General features: G+C 60.7%; 21 protein-coding genes. 9 read left to right on the top strand and 12 right to left on the bottom strand.

Features of this window, described 5'->3' with window-relative positions; genetic code table 11:
• Positions 1-16: 16 nt before the first annotated feature.
• Positions 17-340: a hypothetical protein gene (locus CBB91_RS09855; RefSeq protein ID WP_035553165.1), complete on the top strand. Its 324-nt coding sequence runs from the start codon at positions 17-19 to the stop codon at positions 338-340.
• On the opposite strand, the gene CBB91_RS09850 is transcribed toward CBB91_RS09855, so the two are convergent.
• The 8 genes from CBB91_RS09850 to CBB91_RS09815 all read right to left on the bottom strand — a co-directional run bounded on the left by CBB91_RS09850 (position 325) and on the right by CBB91_RS09815 (position 8805).
• Entirely contained in the window at positions 325-1374 is a 1050-nt protein-coding gene (locus tag CBB91_RS09850; RefSeq protein ID WP_273013864.1) for an aminotransferase class I/II-fold pyridoxal phosphate-dependent enzyme, read from the bottom strand. The two genes, CBB91_RS09855 and CBB91_RS09850, sit on opposite strands and share 16 nt — an antisense overlap.
• Positions 1316-3049, bottom strand: coding sequence for a TRAP transporter large permease subunit (locus CBB91_RS09845; protein ID WP_273013862.1), 1734 nt, complete (start codon positions 3047-3049; stop codon positions 1316-1318). Before CBB91_RS09845 ends, CBB91_RS09850 begins: the two co-directional genes overlap by 59 nt.
• Positions 3039-3704, bottom strand: a complete 666-nt coding sequence (locus CBB91_RS09840; RefSeq protein ID WP_273013861.1) for a TRAP transporter small permease subunit — start codon at positions 3702-3704, stop codon at positions 3039-3041. The genes CBB91_RS09845 and CBB91_RS09840 overlap by 11 nt, the downstream gene beginning before the upstream one ends.
• Positions 3705-3722: 18 nt before the next feature.
• Positions 3723-4832 (bottom strand): TRAP transporter substrate-binding protein, encoded by a 1110-nt coding sequence (locus tag CBB91_RS09835; RefSeq protein ID WP_273013859.1) that lies wholly within the window; start codon positions 4830-4832, stop codon positions 3723-3725.
• Positions 4833-4888: 56 nt separating this feature from the next.
• Positions 4889-5647 carry an arginyltransferase gene (locus tag CBB91_RS09830; protein WP_273013857.1) on the bottom strand — a complete coding sequence of 253 codons (759 nt, stop codon included), beginning with the start codon at positions 5645-5647 and terminating at the stop codon, positions 4889-4891.
• A gap of 16 nt (positions 5648-5663) precedes the next feature.
• Positions 5664-7508, bottom strand: a complete 1845-nt coding sequence (locus tag CBB91_RS09825) for an SLC13 family permease (protein ID WP_273013855.1) — start codon at positions 7506-7508, stop codon at positions 5664-5666.
• Positions 7509-7552: 44 nt separating this feature from the next.
• Positions 7553-8179, bottom strand: a complete 627-nt coding sequence (locus CBB91_RS09820) for a flagellar motor protein MotB (RefSeq protein WP_273013895.1) — start codon at positions 8177-8179, stop codon at positions 7553-7555.
• Between the two features lie 182 nt (positions 8180-8361).
• Positions 8362-8805, bottom strand: a complete 444-nt coding sequence (locus CBB91_RS09815) for a hypothetical protein (RefSeq protein WP_273013853.1) — start codon at positions 8803-8805, stop codon at positions 8362-8364.
• 355 nt (positions 8806-9160) lie between these two features.
• Here CBB91_RS09815 and CBB91_RS09810 point away from each other — a divergent pair, with 355 nt between their 5' ends.
• From CBB91_RS09810 to CBB91_RS09790, 5 genes are all read left to right on the top strand, one after another.
• On the top strand, positions 9161-10021 hold the full coding sequence (locus CBB91_RS09810; protein WP_273013851.1) for an NAD(P)-dependent oxidoreductase: 861 nt from the start codon (positions 9161-9163) through the stop codon (positions 10019-10021).
• A gap of 6 nt (positions 10022-10027) precedes the next feature.
• The gene (locus CBB91_RS09805; RefSeq protein ID WP_273013849.1) at positions 10028-11029 is read left to right on the top strand and encodes a TIGR00341 family protein; all 1002 of its coding nucleotides are present in this window, start codon (positions 10028-10030) and stop codon (positions 11027-11029) included.
• Positions 11030-11053: 24 nt separating this feature from the next.
• Positions 11054-11488, top strand: a complete 435-nt coding sequence (locus tag CBB91_RS09800) for a DUF1801 domain-containing protein (RefSeq protein WP_273013847.1) — start codon at positions 11054-11056, stop codon at positions 11486-11488.
• An 87-nt stretch (positions 11489-11575) separates the two neighbouring features.
• Entirely contained in the window at positions 11576-12952 is a 1377-nt protein-coding gene (locus tag CBB91_RS09795; protein WP_273013845.1) for an NAD-dependent succinate-semialdehyde dehydrogenase, read from the top strand.
• Between the two features lie 152 nt (positions 12953-13104).
• Entirely contained in the window at positions 13105-13542 is a 438-nt protein-coding gene (locus CBB91_RS09790) for a peptidylprolyl isomerase (RefSeq protein ID WP_035553193.1), read from the top strand.
• Between the two features lie 600 nt (positions 13543-14142).
• Here the strand turns inward: CBB91_RS09790 and CBB91_RS09785 are convergent.
• Both CBB91_RS09785 and CBB91_RS09780 read right to left on the bottom strand, forming a co-directional pair.
• On the bottom strand, positions 14143-14628 hold the full coding sequence (locus tag CBB91_RS09785; protein ID WP_273013843.1) for an NAD(P)H-dependent oxidoreductase: 486 nt from the start codon (positions 14626-14628) through the stop codon (positions 14143-14145).
• A 41-nt stretch (positions 14629-14669) separates the two neighbouring features.
• Entirely contained in the window at positions 14670-15644 is a 975-nt protein-coding gene (locus tag CBB91_RS09780) for a helix-turn-helix domain-containing protein (RefSeq protein ID WP_273013842.1), read from the bottom strand.
• Between the two features lie 116 nt (positions 15645-15760).
• Here CBB91_RS09780 and CBB91_RS09775 point away from each other — a divergent pair, with 116 nt between their 5' ends.
• Positions 15761-16357 carry a hypothetical protein gene (locus CBB91_RS09775; protein WP_273013841.1) on the top strand — a complete coding sequence of 199 codons (597 nt, stop codon included), beginning with the start codon at positions 15761-15763 and terminating at the stop codon, positions 16355-16357.
• A 54-nt stretch (positions 16358-16411) separates the two neighbouring features.
• Here CBB91_RS09775 and CBB91_RS09770 read toward each other — a convergent pair whose 3' ends face one another.
• Positions 16412-16966: a carboxymuconolactone decarboxylase family protein gene (locus CBB91_RS09770; protein ID WP_273013840.1), complete on the bottom strand. Its 555-nt coding sequence runs from the start codon at positions 16964-16966 to the stop codon at positions 16412-16414.
• 156 nt (positions 16967-17122) lie between these two features.
• Between CBB91_RS09770 and CBB91_RS09765 the strand changes: the two genes are divergently transcribed.
• Positions 17123-17725, top strand: coding sequence for a TetR/AcrR family transcriptional regulator (locus CBB91_RS09765; protein ID WP_273013838.1), 603 nt, complete (start codon positions 17123-17125; stop codon positions 17723-17725).
• Positions 17726-17729: 4 nt separating this feature from the next.
• On the opposite strand, the gene CBB91_RS09760 is transcribed toward CBB91_RS09765, so the two are convergent.
• On the bottom strand, positions 17730-18587 hold the full coding sequence (locus tag CBB91_RS09760; RefSeq protein WP_273013836.1) for a metal-dependent hydrolase: 858 nt from the start codon (positions 18585-18587) through the stop codon (positions 17730-17732).
• 68 nt (positions 18588-18655) lie between these two features.
• Here CBB91_RS09760 and CBB91_RS09755 point away from each other — a divergent pair, with 68 nt between their 5' ends.
• A complete protein-coding gene (locus CBB91_RS09755; protein ID WP_273013834.1) occupies positions 18656-19261 on the top strand; it encodes a TetR/AcrR family transcriptional regulator in 606 nt (201 codons plus the stop codon).
• The last annotated feature ends 165 nt before the right edge of the window (positions 19262-19426 follow it).

Genomic DNA, 19426 nt, shown 5'->3' with positions numbered 1-19426 from the left:
ATACGGAGGTGGGACCATGAAATATGTATTGATCAGCGCGGCGCTTGTCCTTGGGGCTTGCGCCGCGTCTTCTTCCGGCTGGAGTGCGTCGACCTGGAACGGGTTGCCTGACCGGACTGTTGCTGGTGGCGGCTACAGCTTCTTTGCCTCACCCGCCGAGGGCCAGGGCTTCAAGCTGAAATTCTCCGTGAAGTCTGATGGAACATTCGGCGTGGCTGAGGCCCCGACCGAAGACGCCTTGCTGGAGGCCGCAAAGGCCGCGACGCCAGAAGGCTGCAGCTTCGTCTCTCTGGAGCGCACACCGGATGGCGGGGCTGTCGCAGACTATGATTGCGGCTGAGCCGCGAACCACGGTTCCAGCAGGCTGATGGCCTCCTCAATCTGAGGCGTGGACAAGGCAAACGAGAACCGCATGAATCTGTGGCCCTCGACCGGGTCGAAATCGACGCCGGGCGCTGTGGCGATACCGGTGTCCTCAAGCAGCTTCAGGCAGAAGGCGAGGCTGTCGTCTGTGTATCTGGAAATGTCCGCATAGATATAGAAAGCGCCATCGGGTGGAGCGATCCTCTCAAGCCCCAGCCGAGGCAGCGCTTCAAGCATCAATTCGCGGTTCTTGCGATAGACCTCGACATGGCCATCCAGCTCTTCCGCGCTGTCCATTGCGACCAATCCGGCGTGTTGGGAGAGCGAAGGCGGCGTCAGGAAAAGATTGCCGACATAGGCGCTGGTCCGCGCTGCGCCATCTTCCGGGGATACAAGCCANCCAAGGCGCCANGCAGGCATGGAGAAGTATTTCGAAAACGAATTCACGATGTACGCGTCAGGCGAAAACTCCAGCANCGAACATATGTCCGGNCCATAGCTGAGCCCGTGATAGATTTCGTCAGAGATCACACGGATGTTCTTNGCTTTTGCGACAGCGGCAAGCTCGGCGAGTTCGCTGGCCGGAATGATCGTGCCGGTCGGATTGGCGGGGCTGGCGATGATGACGCCAGCCGGTACCGGGTCAATTGCGTCCAGCGCCTCAGCGGTCAGCTGAAATCTCACGTCCGCCCCGCACGCGATCTCGACAGGCTCCAGGTTCAGGGCGCGCAACGTATTGCGATAGGCAACATANCCCGGCCGGGCCAGGGCNATCCGGTCTCCCGGATTGAACGCCGTGGACAGGGCCAGAACGAGCGCCGGGGAGGCGCCGCAAGTCAGCGTCACGCGGCCAGGCGTCAGGTCGATGCCATATTCATCCTTGTAGTGGCGGCAGATGCGTTCCTTGAGCGGACGGCTCTCCCAATAGCCCATCGGGTCGGTGTCGAGCACCTCATGCGCCTTCTCGATAGCGCCGCGCGGTGCTGGCGTAGAGGGCTGACCGAATTCCATATGCAGGATNCGGCGGCCCTCGGCCTTCAGGTCGTGTGCGCGACGACTCACCGAAATGGCGCGAAATGGATCGATATCTTGTCCCATANNAGCGGGCGGTAACGGCTGGTAGCCAGGTTGCCAAGGCGGGAATTGCNGCAACCAGACCGATGAGGATCAATTGAAGCATGATGAATGGGATAGCACCCTGCCAGATTTGCATCGTCTTGATGCTGGGCGGCGCCGCACCACGCAAATAGAACAAGGCAAAGCCAAAGGGCGGCGTCAGGAAACTGGTCTGAAGGTTGAGCGCCATCAGGATGGCCAGCCAGACCGGGTCAAAGCCGAGAATGATCAGCGGCGGAGCGACCAACGGCACGACCACGAAAACGATCTCGATGAAGTCCAGGAAGAAGCCGAGCACGAACATGACCAGCATGGTCATGACCAGNGCGCCCCATTTGCCGCCGGGCATGGCGTGCAGCACATCGGCCACGATGTCGTCACCGCCATAACCGCGGAAGACGAGGCTGAACAGCGAGGCCCCGATCAGGATCAGGAACACCATGCTGGTGATCTGCGTCGCGCTTTTGAGTGCCGGCAACAATTGGCGAACCCGTCGCAACACGATGAGACCCGCGGCGACACCGGCGAAGAACACGATAGACGCCAGGATCGTAAGCACGATGCCGAATTCGTTTGCGAGACCAATCTCCGCGACGCCGGTGCGCAGGTCGAACATGTTGCGCAACACGATGATGGTCACCACGCTGGCGAGGCCCGCTATCAGCAGCCATGACACGCGCTGTTCATNCTTATCATCGGCAAGGCGCAGGCCAGCAAGCAGGATGGCGCCGGCAACGCCGATGNCGGCNGCTTCTGTCGGTGGGGCGACGCCCCCAAGGATTGCCCCCAGCACAGCGATGATAAGCAGCAAGGGCGCGCCGAGGCCGAACGCGACCTCCCTGGCCGTCAGGGGCGGGCTGTCATCGTCCTGAACCGGTGGGCANCGATGNGGCTTGCGGATGGCCGTCAGNGCAATCCAGCCGAGATAGAGGCCGACCAGCAGAAGGCCGGGGATCAGCGCGCCGGCAAACAAATCACCCACGGANACGACNAANGAGCCNGCNGCCCCTGTTGCCTGGCTTGCCTGGCTGGCGGCGTTCGAGATGGCGTCGGCGAGCAGGATCAGCACGATGGATGGCGGGATGATCTGGCCAAGCGTGCCNGAGGCGGCGATNGTGCCGGTTGCAAGGCGCGGATCATAGCCCTGCCGGATCATGGTCGGCAGGGCGATCAGTGTCATGGTGATGACCGTCGCGCCCACGATGCCTGTTGAGGCGGCCAGCAGTGCGCCGACCAGAACGACGGCATAGCCAAGCCCGCCGCGCACCTTGCCGAGCAGCCTGCTGGCAATGTGCAGCAAGTCTTCCGCCACGCGGGANCGTTCAAGGATCACGCCCATGAGCACNAAGAGCGGAACGGCGATCAGCGTCTGGTTCTGCATGATCGAGCCGCCGAGGATGCGACTGGGCAGGTTNCGGAGAAAGGCTTCGTCGAACACGCCGATGCCGATGCCGACGAGGGCGAAAAGCAATGCGACACCACCGAGCGTGAGCGCAACCTGATAGCCCGCNAGCAGCGCCAGNACAGCGCAGACGAACATCGAGATGGCAAGGATGACTTCAAGCTCCATGGATGCCTCCATGCGGGGCTTCGTCGGGGGCGTCCTCGAGCTTGCCGGTCAGGCGCAGAGCGGCTTTCAATGCTTCGGACAATCCCTGTGTGATCATCAGGATGGCGAAGGCCGGAAGCAGCGTCTTGAACAGGAAGAGCAGGGGCAGGCCATCGGACTCGCGTGAACCTTCGAACAGCGCCCAGCTGCGGGCGAGGCCCTGCTCGGTCATTGCCAGCAACCGGATGCAGATCGGGAAAAGGAAGAGGTAAATGCCAGCCAGCTCGACCCAGTTTCGCCCCCGCGTGCCGAAACGTGGGCGAAGAATATCAACGCGCACATGTGCGTCGTCTCTCAGGGCTGAGGCAGAGCCCAGCATGAACATGGCCGCAAAGGCATAGACGACAATCTCGTTCAGCCAGGTGAAAGAAAGGCCGAAAGCATAGCGCAGCAGCACGACCAGCAATTGCGAGCCGACCAGTATGATGGCGCTGGCGATCGCGCCGCCCAGCGCCCAGCCAGAGATCGCGTCTATGCGCGAAATCAACCATTTGGCCGCGCGCTCTATCGGCTCAGGCCAGATCAGCAGGAGCAGCGGCAATGCGAGCATAGGCGACAGGGCAAGGCCCAGCCATTTCATGGCACCTCCCACTGACAGGAAAATATCCGGTGACATGCTCTGCGTGCCCCCAGCCTATTTGTTNGAATTGCGGGCGGCGTAGTACGGCCCTTCGGACACATCGGCCCAGCCGCGCATCAGCTTCAGGCTNGCCTCGAAGCTCTCATAGATGCGCTTCTCGATTCCGTCGCGCCCGGAGTCCGCGCGCACATCCCATGCCGCCTCAGCCATNCGGCTGACAACTTCATCCGGGAAACTGCGCATCTGTACGCCGTGTTCACGGGTCAGCAGGTCCAGGTGCACCGCATTCTGATAGGTGAATTCGCCGAGGGAGGTGTGGTTCACGCTCTCGCAGGCCGCNTTGATGATGGCCTGCTCGCCGGGAGTGAGATCTTCCCAGACGCGGAGGTTCATGCCGACCGCGAGGCTGGCNCCGGGCTCATGGAAGCCGGGGCCATAGTANAAAGGCGCTTCCCGATAGAAGCCGAGATAGTAGTCATTCCACGGGCCGACCCATTCGGTGGCATCGATCGCGCCGGTCTGGAGGGATTGATAGATCTCCCCGCCGGGCAATGCGATGGACGATCCGCCCAGGGCGCGCAGCACATCGCCACCCTGGCCGGGAATGCGCATTTTCAGGCCGACAAGATCGTCCAGACTGTTGATCTCCTTGCGGAACCAGCCGCCCATCTGGTGACCGGTGTTCGCTGCCTGTATCGATTTGACGCCGAATTGTGCCGAGAGTTCGTCCCAGAGTTCCTGTCCGCCGCCAAAGTCGATCCACCCCATCAGTTCTTGCGCCGTCATGCCGAAGGGCACGGCGGTGAAGAAGGGATAGGCGCTGGACTTGGCGGTCCAGTAGTATTCCGCGCCATGATACATGTCCGCCGAGCCATTCGACACGGCGTCGAAGGATTCGAAAGGTGGCACCAATTCGCCGGCCGCGAAGACTTTCACCTCCATCAGCCCATCTGACATTTGCTGGATGCGCTCGGCCACGCGCTCGGCGGCTTCGCCGAGTCCGGGCAAGCCTTTGGGCCAGGTAGTGACCATATTGAAGCGGCGACGATTGCGCGCAATGGCCGGGGCAGCAAGGTCTGCAGCCTTTTCCGGATTGGCGAAAGCAGCGGCCGCCCCGGCAAGGCCGAGGGCACCCGCACCCAGCAGGTTGCGTCTATGGATCATCCAGTCCTCCCCCTGCCTTTTTCCGATCTCCCGTCCGGATCAAAGGCGGTATTGTGTCACTCGTCGTCGCCCAGCGGTCGCCAGACGTCGCCATCGAGCACTTCTAGCGGTTTGTAGCGACGTTTGTAGTCCATTTTCTGGCTACCTTTGACCCAATACCCCAAATAGACATGCGGCAGGCCGAGGTCCTGGGCATGAAGAATGTGATCCAGGATGAGGTAGTGCCCGAGACCCCGGGCGCTGAGGTGGGGATCGAAGAAGGTATAGACCATCGAGAAGCCGTCGCGGAGAATGTCCGTGATCGAGGCAGCGACCAGCGGCGAATCCTCGTCCGGTCCGTCGCGATACTCGAAGATCAGGCTCTGCACCGGGCTGCCGCCAACCATCGCGCTATAGTCGCGATAGGACATGTCCGACATGCCGGCGCCGTTATGGCGGGGGGGCCGATAGGATTTCAGCAGGCGATATTGCTCGCGGCTTGGCTGGGCCTTTACCGGGCGGCGGATGATCGAGTCATTCCGGTTCAGGGCGCGGCGATCATTTCGTGATAGTTCAAAATCCCGCGTGGCGACGCGCACACTGCGACAAGCATTGCAGCGTGGGCAGGCCGGTCGATAGGCGATGCTCTGGCTGCGTCGAAAGCCTGCCTGGCTCAGCGAATTGTGCACCAGATCCGCTTCCCCGATGGCCAGATTGGTAAACGCCTTGCGTTCCTGCTTGCCCGGCAGGTACGGGCACGGGCTGAGATTCGTCACGTAGAAACGCAGCGAACGCTCAAGACCAGGCGGCAGGATCTGGGAGTCGGTGAACTTCATGCCGCAGACGATACACTCACAAATCGAACCGCCAAGGGGCGAATATCGTAAACACGGCCCAAAGCAGAATGACGAGCGGGCCGCCGAACTTCATGAAATCCCCGAATTTGTAGTGTCCCGGGCCCATGACCAGCATGTTGGTCTGGTAAGCAATCGGCGTCGCGAAACAGCAATTTGCGCCATAGATCACCGCCAAGAGGAAGGGCAGCGGATCTTCCACCTTCAGCTCCGCCGCCGCAGACAGGGCGATGGGCGAGAACAGGATGGCCGTCGCGGCATTGCTGAGCAGATTGGTCAACAAGGCAACGGCCAGGAAGATCGCAGAGAGAACCGCCAGCGTGCCATAAGGCGAAGCGATATTGACCACGGCATGGGCAATTTCGCCCGCTGCGCCTGTTTTCTCCAGCGCCATACCCATCGCGAGCGCTGCGCCGATCACAAGGAAGATGCGCAGATCCAGCGCCCGGCTGGCCTGACGNGTGTTCAGGCAGCCCGCGACCAGCATTCCGACACCCGCNAGAACCGACGCATGCAGGATGGAGAGAAGGCTCGTAGCGGCNGCAATGACCATGGCGATGGATATGACCCGCGCGGCGAGGGCCTTGGTCGTGAGTGGGATTTCGGTCTGGGACCATTCGAGCAGGATGAGGTCGCGGCTGGAACGCAATTCCCGGAACGCATCAACCGGTCCACACAGGAGCAGCGTGTCGCCAGACTCCAGGCGGATCTCGCCCAGCTTGGTGCGGATCATGCGGCTGCGGCGCTGGATGCCGAGTGTCACGGCCCGCGTCAGNCGGCGGAAGCCGAGCATCTCAACCGTTCGGCCAACCATGCGGGAGCCGGGGGCGATCACCGCTTCAGTCAGGGCCAGCGTTCCGGGGCGGGGCGATTCTTCAAGGTCCGCTCCGGAGGCCTGCCAGACCTGCTGCAGGAAGTCCGGTTGGCGAGCAAGCACGTTCTGAAGCGCCGCGCGGGTGGCGGCGATAATCACCAGATCGCCCACTTGCAGGCTGATATCTTCATAAGGCGGCAGGAAGGCGCGCTCGCCGCGCTGGATCATGCGCACAGTCATGTCCGGCAAGTCCGTGAACATACCCGCAATGGGTTTCTTGCCGAGCAGGAAATGTCCTTGTGTGACTTCGATCTGCGCCACGAATTGCTTACCNGANGGCTGGACGATGTCGTCAGACAGGCCCCGGCGGTTGGGCANCATGAATTTGGAGAAGATCAGAATATAGAGCAGGCCCGCCGCGGCGAGGATCAGCCCCATTGGGGTCTGGTCAAAGAAGCCGAGTTGTTCGCCTGTGATCCGGTCATAGGATTCTGCAGCCAGCAAATTGGTCGAGGTGCCGATCAGGGTCGTCATGCCCGCAAAGATCGATGCGAAGCTGAGCGGCATCATCAGGCGCGATTGCGGCGCGTTCATGCGCATGGCGATGGCGGTCATCACAGGCAGGAACATGATGACAATGGGGGTATTGTTCACAAAGGCGCTGGTCACGAATACGGCGAGAAANGCCAGTATCAGCGTCGTGACCGGTCGCTTGTCATATCCTGCAAGCAGGGCCTTGGTGGGGCCTTCCAGCGCGCCGGTCTGAAACAGGCCCTGGCCAACGACAAGCAGCGCCATGATCGTGATGAGGGCGGGGTTTCCGAAGCCCGACAACAGATCAGAGGCGCTGATCGCGTTGCCGTCCACATCGCTCGCCCCCGGAATGGCAAAGACGAGCAGGAGGGCCGCGATCACGCAAACGGAGACAAATTCCATCGACCAGCGGTCGAGCATGTAGAAGGTGATGGCTGCACACACGACGGCGAGGCTCGCCCACATCGGCCAGGTTTGGACCAGCTCAGATAGCATTGCGGCTCCGGGTCTTGAGTGTGCTTTGGCCCGGTCCGCAGGGACTAGCCGTCAAGATCAAGCAATATGCTTATCCGGCGATTGACTGACAAGTGCGGCTCACCCGGTTTAAGCGGTTGGGTATCCGCCAATCCTGTTACAGCGCGTACACGTTCGGGGGATATACCGGCATTTGAGAGCACCCGTCTCGCTGCGTTGGCGCGTTCGGAAGAGATATCCCAATTGCTCCGATTCGGAATCAGGCTCGGAAAGGCATCGGTGTGGCCCTCAATCGTGATCGCGCCTGGCATGCCCCCGAGGGCGACGCCAAGATCGCGTGTGAGTGCCTCACCTGAATCGGTCAGGGTGCCGCTTTCACTGTCAAAGAGAGGGCGCGCGTCGCCATCGACCAGGTCGATACGGATGCCGTTTGCCTCCTGGGTCAGGATCAGGCTCGTGCCAGCGGCGCTCAAGGCCGGGTTCGATTTCAGGNCATGGAACGCACGGGCGGATTCCGAAGGGCGCAGATCGACCAGCGTGCTCGATTGCGTTGCGGTGGTGTCTTCACCCGTGAAGAAGTCCGCGATCGCTGTGCGGGAGTCTGGTGACACACCACTGACGAGCCACATGACCAGGAAAAAGGCCACGAGCGCTGTNAGGAAGTCGGCATANGCCATCTTCCACGTGCCCATCTTGCGCCGAGGCGCGGCGGGCCTTCTGCCCGGAAAGCGTTGCGAGGTGGTGGTGGCAATCGCCATGCGCTTCAGTTCCCATCATTCTGTCAGGAATGGCGGTTCTACCAGAGCTTGGTTTATGCCGGTTGAGAACAAAGGGTGGGATTTGCGTCAAATTTCAATGAAGTGGCGGCGCTCTATCAGCTCGGTGATTTTAGTATTCGCGCGACTAGTTCGAATATTGGAGAAGAGTACTCCAAGGTCGTTGCGAAGAGTGCAACATAGAGAGCGTACCTAATCTCCCGATTGGGATGAAACAGATAGTGCCGCACATCCCACCAGCGAACTTCACGCGCAAAAATATCGAATTGGCCGTCTACGCCAACACTGTCGCTGGTGCCATCATCAGCTTTGCTTGCGGATCCGATCTTCAGCTTCGTCAACGTTTCCGCGTCGACGCGAACTTCATTTCTGTCCTGCCCAAAGTAAGCGGCCTTTAGTCGTATTTCTGTTCTGCAGACGCTGTTTCCGCCTTCTTGGAACTGAACAACGAAATACTTGTCACCGTATGCTTCGTTTAGTTTCGAGCCGGCTTCACGATACCCAAGGCCGCTATAACCAGTTTCCCCTACCAGCTTGGCCATCGTGTACGGATTGAGACGCATAAGTCGCTTTTCAGGTAGAGCGCCAGCAGGAACTCTCATTTCGAAGACTTGGTCATGTGTCTCCAAGCCCTTGTATCGCGCAATCAGACGAACAATGACGAACGNNGNAATTCCCAAAATTAAACTAAGTACCAAATTCCATACATTGATCACTAGTAGTGGTTGATCGCAGGCCAAGCCCCATTCTTTTGTAGTCGTGCATATGTAAGACGGCACCTTTCCAATTTGCTCCAGCATCCTTGTCTTCCCCCTCATGTAATCTANTAGTGATCTCTCTCAGTCGGACTATCTAACGACAAGATAGCAACCGCTTTCAACTAAGGGGCGATACAGAATGGCGAAAACAGCGTTTCTTGGCCTTGGGGTCATGGGGTTTCACATGGCTGGCCATCTGGCNGCCAAGGGCCATCAGGTGACCGTCTGGAACCGGAGCGAGGCCAAGCGCGGTGACTGGGCGGCCCAGCACAAGGGCGAGGTGGCGAAGAGCCCGGCGGATGCCGCGTTCGGCGCGGAGTTCGTGTTCCTGTGCCTGGGNGATGATCCGGACGTNCGCGACGTGTTCGACCAGCTGGAGCCGAGCCTTGGCGCGGGCATGATNGTCGTGGACCACACCACNGCNTCTGCCGGACTGGCGCGGGAGCTGGACGAGCGCTGCCGNGTGAAGGGNGCGCGCTTCCTGGANGCACCGATCAGCGGCGGCGAGGCCGGGGCCATNAATGGCAAGCTGACCATCATGTGCGGCGGCGAGGAGAAGGCGTTCAAATCTGCCGAGCCCGTCATGGCGGCCTATGGCAAGAGCATGACGCTGATCGGTGAGAGCGGCGCGGGCCAACTCGCCAAGTCTGTGAACCAGATCTGTATTGCGGGCATTGTGCAGGGCCTCTCCGAAGGGCTGCACTTTGCCGAGCAGGCGGGGCTGGACGCGGAGAAAGTGATCGCGGCAATCAGCGGCGGCGCGGCGCAAAGCTGGCAGATGGACAATCGCTGGAAGACGATGGTCGAGGGGCAATTCGAGCATGGCTTCGCCGTGGACTGGATGCGCAAGGATTTGCGGATCGCGCTGGAGGCGGCGCGGGAGAATGGCGCGAGCCTGCCGCTGACGGCGACTGTGGACCAATACTACGCCGATGTTCAGGCGATGGGCGGGCAGCGCTGGGATACGTCCAGCCTGATCGCCCGGCTTACGCGGGACTGATCGGCCATGCGCCTGCTTGAAGTTCACCTGCCAGCCGATGACCGGTTCGATACCGTGATCCGTGCCGTGAAGGCCGCGGACCCGATCGACTATTATGTTCAGAATACAGAACGCAAGGACCGGAAGCTGATCTCCGTCTTCATCCGCGAGGGGACCGGGCAATCGCTGATCGACAACATCCAGACGGCGCTGGAGACGTGTGATGATTTCCGCATCACCGTCCTGCCGGTTGAGGCCACGGCCCCGAACATTGAAGAGGCCACTGACCAGAAGGCCCAGAAACAAATTCAGGCCACGCGGGAAGAGATCTATTCCGATGTTTCCACCGGGGCCCGGCTGGACCGCGACTTCGTCATTATGGTGGTGCTGTCCACCATCGTGGCGGCGATTGGCCTGAACTCCGATGGCATTGCGGCCGTGATTGGTGCGATGGTGATTGCGCCACTGTTGGGGCCGGTGNTTGGCTTTTCCATGGGCGCTGCGCTGGGAGATTTCAAACTGCTGAAGCGCGCCTCGGTGACGCTGGCGTCGGGCATCGGCATCGCGCTGCTTTGTGCGTGGCTCTTGTCCTTCGTGTTGCAGATTGATCTTCAGAGCCGGGAACTNATGTCCCGCGCAGAAGTGCGGCTGGACGGGCTGGCGCTGGCAATGGCGGCGGGCGGCGCNGCGGCGCTGTCCCTGACGCGTGGACAGGCCTCGGCGCTTGTCGGCGTCATGGTGGCCGCGGCCCTGTTGCCGCCGGGCGCAGCGCTGGGCCTGTTCGTTGGAACGGGGCACTGGACGCTGGCCATGCGGGCCGGATTGCTGTTGGCGCTCAACGTCGTCGCGCTGGTTCTGGCAGCGTTGATCGTGTTCCGGCTGCGGAAGATCCGGCCACGTGCCTGGATCGACCAGAAGAATGCGCAGCGCGCGGTGTGGATCAATGCGGTCCTGTCCATCCTGTTGTTGACCATCGCCACCGCCCTGATCATCTGGCTGGACCTTGGCTCGGAAGTGTCTGTCGGCTAGGCTTTCCGGGACGGNGAGGCGCGCATGGCNAAGAANGAGAACAAGACNCAGCCGACCGACGTGTCGCCAGCCGATTTCATCGCCAGCGTTGAGCATGATCGCAGGCGCGAAGATGCCGAAGTGCTGCTGAAATGGTTTGAGGATGTCACAGGCTACGCGCCGAAAATGTGGGGGCCGAGCCTGATCGGTTATGGCCGCTATCACTACAAATATGACAGCGGNCGCGAGGGCGACATGCTGGTCACNGGCTTTTCCCCGCGCAAGGCCAATCTGGTGATGTATATCATGCCGGGCTATCGCGACATGGGCGAGAAGCTGGCGCGGCTNGGCAAGNACAAGCTGGGCAAGAGCTGTCTCTACATCAACAAGCTGGCCGACATCGACATGGATGTGCTGCGGGAGATCGTCGAGGACGGCGTGGCCTACATGAAGGCGAATTATCAGACGTGGGACGCATGACAGACCACAGTCTGACGGGAATGTGATCGGAACTGTCTGAGGGGGCGGCCCGTTCAGTCTGGGAACACCAGATTGGAGTATCCCCTGATGAACGACCCCCTCAAGACAATCAATCCAGCGACCGGCGAGTTGCTGAACACGTATCCGCGCATGAGCGATGCCGAAATGCAGACCGCCATCGAGCAGTGCCACGCCGCCTATCAGGACTGGCGTCAGCGCAGCCTGGAAGACCGTGCCAAGGTGATCAAGGCCATCGGTGAGGAGCTGCGCAAGCATGTCGATGACTATGCCGAGCTGATGACCAGGGAGATGGGCAAGCTCTATCGCGATGGCCAGGAAGAGGTGAAGCTCTGCGCCGGGATCTGTGACTACACCGCCGAGCAAGGGCCGAAAGAGCTGGCCAGCGAAGAACGGGAGATCATGACCGGCAAGAAGGGCATTGTGACCTATTCGCCGATCGGGATTGTCTACGGCATCCAGCCCTGGAACTTCCCGCTCTACCAAGCCATCCGCTATTCCATTTCGAATTTGATGGCAGGCAATGGCGTGCTGCTGAAGCATGCAGAAGCGTGCACCGGCAGTGGGCTGATGCTGCGTGATATCTATGAGGCGGCGGGCCTGCCGAAACATCTGTTCACGGTCTTGTTGATCTCGCATGACCAGTCCGAGAAAGTGATTGAGCATGATCTTGTGCGCGGCGTGACCCTGACGGGCAGCGATGGCGCGGGCAAGATCGTGGCGGAGCAGGCAGGCAAGGCGCTGAAGAAGACCGTGCTGGAGCTGGGCTCCAACGACGCCTATCTGGTGCTGGACGATGCCGATCTGGATCTGGCGGTGAAAAAGTCCGTCGAAGGTCGCCTGTTCAATAATGGCGAGACCTGTGTGAACGCGAAACGGTTCATTGTGACGGACAAGAATTATGACGCCTTCACCGAACGCTTCGTGGAGGCGATGTCGAACATCAAATCCGGCGACCCGTTCAGCGAGGACACGGACATTGGCCCAATGGCCCGCGCGGATTTGCGGGAGACGCTGCACGAGCAGGTCACCGAGAGCGTGAAGAANGGGGCGAAAATCCGGTGCGGGGGCGAAGTGCCGGATGGCGAGGGCGCNTATTACCCTGCCACCGTGCTGACCGAGGTTGCACCCGGCCAGCCAGCCTATGACGATGAGTTGTTCGGCCCCGTGGCTTCTGTCATCCGTGCGAAGGATGATGAAGACGCCATGCGCATTGCCAATGACAGCCGTTACGGCCTCGGNGGNGGCATCTTTTCNGCCAATGAAGACCGGGCAATCGAGCTGGCCTGCAATCATTTCGACACCGGNATGGTGATGATCAATGGCTATGGCATTGCCACGCCCAACATGCCGTTTGGCGGGGTGAAGGATTCCGGTTATGGCCGCGAGCATGGCGGCTTTGGCATGAAGGAATTCGTCAACATCAAAGCAGTTTTCGTATACTGATCAATGTACTGGCCCGGCTCATCGNCGGGCCTTTTCCCACCGCTCGGGTTTACATCTGCCTCAGATCGCCTAGGTATGGCGTGAGTTCGACAGAGCACCCGTGCGCGCGCCGCGGCCTCTGAAATCCACCTACCAAATCCTGGAGAGAGACCATGACGCAAGTGAAAACGGGCGATACCGTACACATTCATTACACAGGCACGCTGAATGACGGCACCACNTTCGACAGTTCCGAGGGCCGCGAGCCGCTGAGCTTTCAGGTCGGNTCNGGCCAGATCATTCCGGGCCTCGATTCTGCCATTCCGGGCATGACTGTCGGCGACAAGAAGACCGTCAACGTTGCCTGTGACGAAGCCTATGGGCAGGTTAATCCGGAAATGACGCAGGCCGTGCCGCGCGCAGACATTCCGGCTGACATCCCGCTGGAAACCGGCACCCGCCTTCAGATGCAGACACAGAACGGACAGGTCATCCCGGTNACGGTTACCGCGGTTGACGACAGCACGGTGACGCTGGACGCGAACCATCCGCTGGCCGGTCAGGACCTGACCTTCAACATCGAACTGGTGAAGATTGACGCTGCGGCGTAGTTTTCCCCGCATCAGACTTAAAGACGGCGGCGTTCCAAAGAGGAGCGCCGCCGTTTTTCGTTTCAGGCAGCACATTTGCNCGGACTGGCGAGGCCNTCCGGTNAAGTNTGACTGAGTTCANATGAAAATCCGTGTCAGGACGTGTCGTGCAGGATGAATGGGGCCGTCGCTGCAATNTGGGTCTGCGGAGCCCCGGCCCANGCGCNATGTACGGTTTCCAATTGTGCCATGTCATCGACAATGGTCTCAGGCANGTCNNTCCANCGCGANGGGCGCTGCCATGCCGGAACAGCAGGCGGCGTATACCGGTAGCGGCCGGGATTTGGCGCATCGGCCATCGCCTGAATGGTAAGATTGCCACAGCGGTCAATACGAATGAGAACAACGCGACGCGTTTGTTTCTGCCAGGCGGTAAGCCGGCGCAGATTGAGCCACAGGACTGGCCAGAACAGGGGCCAGACAAAGGCGTAGTATCGAAGGTGACGCGGCTCAATCATGGCTCTGACTATAGGCCGGGTTCGGACGGTGTGGGATGAGTTTATTTTTTGCGCAATGATTTCAAGGCGAATTACCCATAAAAGTGGGGATAGGGCGGGATATTCAGAATACGCCCATTTCAATTCCTGCGCCCAGGGCGGCGCCAAGCTCCCGGCATTTGGCAAGGTCTGCGTCAGGGATGGTTTTCTCCGCCAGGATCTCAGCTTCGGTTTGCGCATGCGTGCAGATGATCAGGGGCGGCTGCACCTGTTTCAGGCGCCAGCCCGTGGCGATGCGTGCGGCCTGTTTCGCGGCGTTCTCCCCGTCAGAGCCGGCACAGATCATCAGGCCATAGGGGCGGCCTTCGATCTTGCCCAGAACCGGATAGTAGCAGCGGTCAAAGAATTCCTTCATCGCGCCGGACAGGGCGGCGAGGTTTTCCGGCGCTGCGAAGAGATAGCCGTCTGCGTTCAACAGGTCTTCCGGCCCGGTATCTTCGGCGCGCTGCAGCGTGGTGTCCGTCTCTGCGCCCGCGGCATCGGCAGCGGCCTCTGCCATCTGGCGCGTGCCGCCAGTGCGGGAATGATAGATGATGAGCAGCTTGGTCATACCCCTACATTCCAAGCCTCACCGCCTTCGGCAAGGTCGGATCAGCCGTCTCGCGCATCAAACCGCTGGCGATAGGCAAGCGGCGAGGTGCCCGAAACCTGACGGAAGACGGCGCGGAAAGTGTCGGTGGCGCCAAAACCACATTGATGGGCAATGTCTGCAGTATCCATCTGGGTAGATTCCAGCAAGCTCATGGCTCTGAACACTCTTTCACTGCGCAGCCATTTGAGCGGTGTGGTTCCAGTGCCGTCGCGAAAGCGCCGGAGGAATGTCCGATCGCTCATGCCGGCATGTTGGGCCAGTTCGGTCACGGTCAAAGGTTTGTCCAGATTCTCGCGGGCCCAATCCAGGACAGACGCAATCGATGTGCCCGGCCGTTCCTGTATCGGGGCTTCAACATATTGGGACTGGCCTCCATCCCGATGAGGGGGCGCAACCAGGCTGCGGGCAATTTTGTTCGCGATGGCCGAGCCGTGGTCACACCGAATGACGTGAAGGCTCGCATCAATTGCAGCGCTGCTGCCAGCGGATGTGATGATGTTGGCATCGTGGACGTAGAGCACGTCTTCCTGCGTCTCGATCAGGGGAAACCGGTCTCTCATCATCGGCAGGTAGCGCCAATGTGTTGTCGCGCGTCGCCCATCCAGCAAGCCGGAATGCGCGAACACGAACGCGCCGCTGCAATAGGAAACAAGTCGTGCCCCCCGCTCATGGGCCGAGATCAGGGCATTCTGGATCTCGGCCGGAGGGGGCTCTCCGACATTGCGCCACCCCGGAACGATAATGGTGTCCGCGTCCTGCAGGCTGTCCAACCCGTAAGGCGAGGTAAGCGTGAATCCCCCCACAGCCCGGGATACGTTTTCTGAACAGACTACCCGGAAATCGTACCAGTCGGTGTCGAGTTCCGGCCGGGACCAGCCAAATATCTCTGCCGCAATGCCGAATTCGAGCGGCCACAGCCCCTCATATGCAAGCGCGACGATACAATGAGGGCCCGGTTGTGTCGTGTCTGGCAAGCGTGCCTCCGATTTGGCGGAAATCAACCATATATTGTCATTATTGCCAATTCGGTTCGGTCAGACAATCCCCTAGGTTTTGGTCTTCCAACAAAAAGGCACAGGAGTCCGGACCGATGAATTGGAGACAAATTTTGCTCAAGACAGGTGGGCTCTGCAGTGTCGCAGCGGCTCTGGCCACGCAAGCCGCGATCGCAGACCCCGCAGGCGTGTATGTGCGTTCACTGAGGGGAGAGGCGTCGCATGTGGAGAGGTGCTTCGATGCGGTCCAGAAGCCCGGAGCGGCTGGTCTGCAGGGCATAGAGGCGTGTACGGAGCTTGTGGAGGGCGATCCGCCGCGTGACCGATTGCTCATGGCGGGGCTGACCAATCGGGCAATACTCTACCGGCGCGCGGGTCAGCTCGACCTGGCACAGCAAGACTGCGTCCGCGCACTGGCTTATCATGATGCGGGGGCGGACACGGCGACGAGCTGCGCGGCAGTCTATCTTAGCTCCGGCAAGCCCGAATTGGCCTTGCGGGTGCTGTCGGAGTCTGAGGCACCGGCCTCGGAGAACCGCGCGCAGTATTTCCACAATCTGGCGCTCGCCCATCATGATCTCGGGCAATATGCGCTTGCCTATGAAGCGATGGAGCGTGCCCTCGACGCTGAGCCGGGTTTTGCTCCGACCGTTGAGCTGAAGGCGTTGTATCGCGTAGAGGCGGCAAACTGAAAAAAAAAGGCCGGTGCGGGAGGGGGACCGCACCGGCCAGCTCAAGGCGGCGGGTTAGCCGGCCTTGTGCCATTCGAATTTCGCGAACGGCGCATCCACCGGCGTTTGTGCGAGGTGGTTTGTGTAGTTCGAGATCGTCTTCTGGGCGACGCCGAGCACGACTTCGAGNATCTGTCGCTGGGTGTAGCCTGCATCGAGGAAGGCTTTCACAGCGGCGTCGTCTACATTGCCGCGATTGCGCACGACGCTGAGCGTGAAGGTGCGCAGCGCTTCCAGCTTGTCGCTTGGCAGGGGCGTTTCGTTGCGCAGGGCGTCNGTGATGTCCTGGCTAACCCCCATGCTGCCTGCGATCGCGGTGTGCGCGGGGACACAATAGTGGCAGCTATGNTCGACATTGATGGCCTGCCACACCACGGTCAGCTCGTCCTTGTCGAAGCTGGACGCCTGNAACAGATCGCCCAGTTCCTTGTAGGCTTTCAGCAGGCCCGGCGCTTCGGCCATGACGGCGTAGAGGTTCGGGACGATGCCCATGCTTTTCTTGGCGCCAGCGAGGATCTCGCGGCTTTCTGCGGGGGCGGTGTCTTCGGTGTGGAGGGTGAAATCGGTCATCTGGGGGGCTCCTTGCGTTGAGTGTTTGNGTGCCCGTTCGTCGGGGCCCACCTCATCTGGGAGGCCGCGCCGCGAAACCAAGATCTTTTTTGAGTGATCACTCAAATGTGAGCGGCGGGGCAAGACAAGCGCGCCNGAAGGCCCTATCTTGAGGGCATGACACGTATGCCTGCCTATGACCGGGATGCCGCGCTGGAGGCCGCCGTTCGCCTGTTCTGGTCGAAGGGCTATCACGCGACATCGCTGAAGGATCTCGAAGCCGCGCTGAACATGCGGCCGGGCAGCATCTATGCCGCNTTCAAGAGCAAGCAGGCNCTGTTCCTTGCGGCNATGGAGCGGTATTTCGAAAAGATGCAGGCCGGGTTTCGCGCGCACATGGCAGGGGCGGTCGCGCCCCTCGCGGGGCTGACCAGCTTCCTGCGGGCCTATGCCGAAGATGCGCCCGGCGCGCGGGTGCATGCTTGCCTGCTGCTCAAGACCCTGCTGGAAGCNACGGCGACNGATTCAGAGATTTCAGGCCCTGCGCGGGACTATCTGAACCGGATGAAGGCTGAGTTCGAGGCAGGATTCAACGCGGCGAAGGAAGCCGGGGATTTGCCGCACACGGCGGATGCAGCCCGGCTGGCCCGNCGTTACCAGGCTGCGCTGACCGCCCTGCAGATTGAATTGCAACGGGGGCTNTCCGGCGCNGAGCTGNCCGCCTTTGTGGATGATTTGATCGAGCCGTTCGAGCAATTGGCGCGCGAGGCCGCCAGTTGACGGATCATTCGGCCGGAACGGGCGTGAGCGCCTCTTTCCAGTCATCCATTGCGTGGCGNTTGTCATGGTCCCACGGGTGGAAGCCGGGCTTGAACCAGGACAGCCAGANCTTCCAGCCGCGTCCGAACAGGGCCGGTTTCTTCCAGAGGAATTCCTTCACGGCCCGGTCGGCCTCTTCGCGNGTATAGCCGTCAGCCTCCAGCAGCATGGCGGAGAAATTGGCGATATTGGCGGTGAAGTGTTTCGTGATCAGCAGCATGGACAGGCTGCGCCGGAAATAGCGCTTCAGCGAAGGCCACCCCTTGGTGACCTCAAGGAACACGTCATAGGCGACGGCCTTGTGCTCTGTCTCTTCCATGGCATGCCAGCGCCAGAGGCGTTCCAGCGCCGGGTCGGTCTGGCTGAAGATCNGTACACCGTCAATGTCGGCATCGAACATNAAATCGGCCATCATTGAGGTGAAATGCTCCAGACAGATCGTGGCCATCAGCATGCGCATCGGNCCACCGGCGCGGCCGAAATTTACCCGCTCCAACACCTCCGCTTCGATGTCAGCGACGGGGTATTTNTCGCGGTCGATCTTGTTGTTCAGCAANTGGTGTTCACGCGAATGNATNGCNTCCTGCGTGATGAAGTCCTGCACATCGTCGGCCAGCTTGCCCGAAACCTCTCCGCGATAGGCCTTTACCGCGTCCACGAACATGCGCTCGCCCTCCGGGAAGGTCAGCGACATGGCGTTGTAAACGGCNGTGGCGACGGGGTTTCCGTCCAGCCAGGGGCGGCCATCCTCCGCGGCGGTCATGTCAAAGCGCAGATTGCGCGGCTGGATCGTGATGTCTTCGGGGGTGCGTTTGCGCGTCATTGTGTTTACTGCTTTCTGGTACAGAACTGGCAATCGTCTTGTCGCAACAGGTAACACTACTGACAAAAATGTCAATAAAGAAAAAAGANACCTCACCCCGAATCCGTCGCACGCCGGAGGAATCNCGCGCCAATATCCTTGCGGCGGCGGAGACGCTGCTCGTGGAACAGGGGCCGCAGACGCTGCGCCTGGCGGATGTGGCCAAGGCGGCGGGNGTGGCGAATGCCACCGTGCTGCATCATTTCGGCTCCATCGACGCCGTGCAGCAAGCCCTCATGGAGCGGATGATTGCAGACCTTGTGGACGCGATCATGGCTATCGAAATTCCCGTCGANGCCCCGGCAAAGGCGCGGGCCGAGGGCCTGAAGACCCTGTTCGATGCGCTGGAGTCACGCGGCGCAGCNAGGCTGGCCGCCTGGCTGGAATTGACGGACGANACCAGCCGCCTGACCGTGGTGCGCGAGGCGGTTCGGGATGTCGCGCAGAAAAAGATCAGCCAAGGCGGCATCCCGTCAGAGCTTGCCGAAGACATGATCCTGATGAGCGTTACCCTCGCCCTCGGCACCGGCCTGTTCGGCCCCTCCCTCGGTACACTGATCGGCAAACCGCCAGAGCGCGCAAGGGAGCTGACGCTGCAAATGCTGATGGGGTATTTTGAGGGATTGGCGGGGTAGAGAGATGAGCGCTCATGCTGAGCGAAGTCGAAGCACGAGCGCTGTGTCCCTCGCATCCTTCGACTTCGCTCAGGATGAGTCCGCGTAAGGCTCCCCGCCCAATTTCTCCGCCGCCTCTTCCGCAAAATACGTGATCACGCCGCTGGCGCCGGCGCGTTTGAAGCA

This window comes from Hyphomonas sp. TMED31 (assembly GCF_002172815.1).
GTDB lineage: Bacteria > Pseudomonadota > Alphaproteobacteria > Caulobacterales > Hyphomonadaceae > Hyphomonas > Hyphomonas atlantica.
Note: the sequence above shows the minus strand (reverse complement) of the source record. Positions and strands in the feature narration are given on the sequence as shown.

What these genes read in the sequence shown, in the direction of transcription:
- CBB91_RS09855 (WP_035553165.1), top strand. Translation starts at nt 17, where the DNA reads ATGAAATATGTATTGATCAGCGCGGCGCTTGTCCTTGGGGCTTGCGCC.
- CBB91_RS09840 (WP_273013861.1), bottom strand. Translation starts at nt 3,704, where the DNA reads ATGTCACCGGATATTTTCCTGTCAGTGGGAGGTGCCATGAAATGGCTG.
- CBB91_RS09830 (WP_273013857.1), bottom strand. Translation starts at nt 5,647, where the DNA reads ATGAAGTTCACCGACTCCCAGATCCTGCCGCCTGGTCTTGAGCGTTCG.
- CBB91_RS09815 (WP_273013853.1), bottom strand. Translation starts at nt 8,805, where the DNA reads ATGGCCAAGCTGGTAGGGGAAACTGGTTATAGCGGCCTTGGGTATCGT.
- CBB91_RS09785 (WP_273013843.1), bottom strand. Translation starts at nt 14,628, where the DNA reads ATGACCAAGCTGCTCATCATCTATCATTCCCGCACTGGCGGCACGCGC.
- CBB91_RS09775 (WP_273013841.1), top strand. Translation starts at nt 15,761, where the DNA reads ATGAATTGGAGACAAATTTTGCTCAAGACAGGTGGGCTCTGCAGTGTC.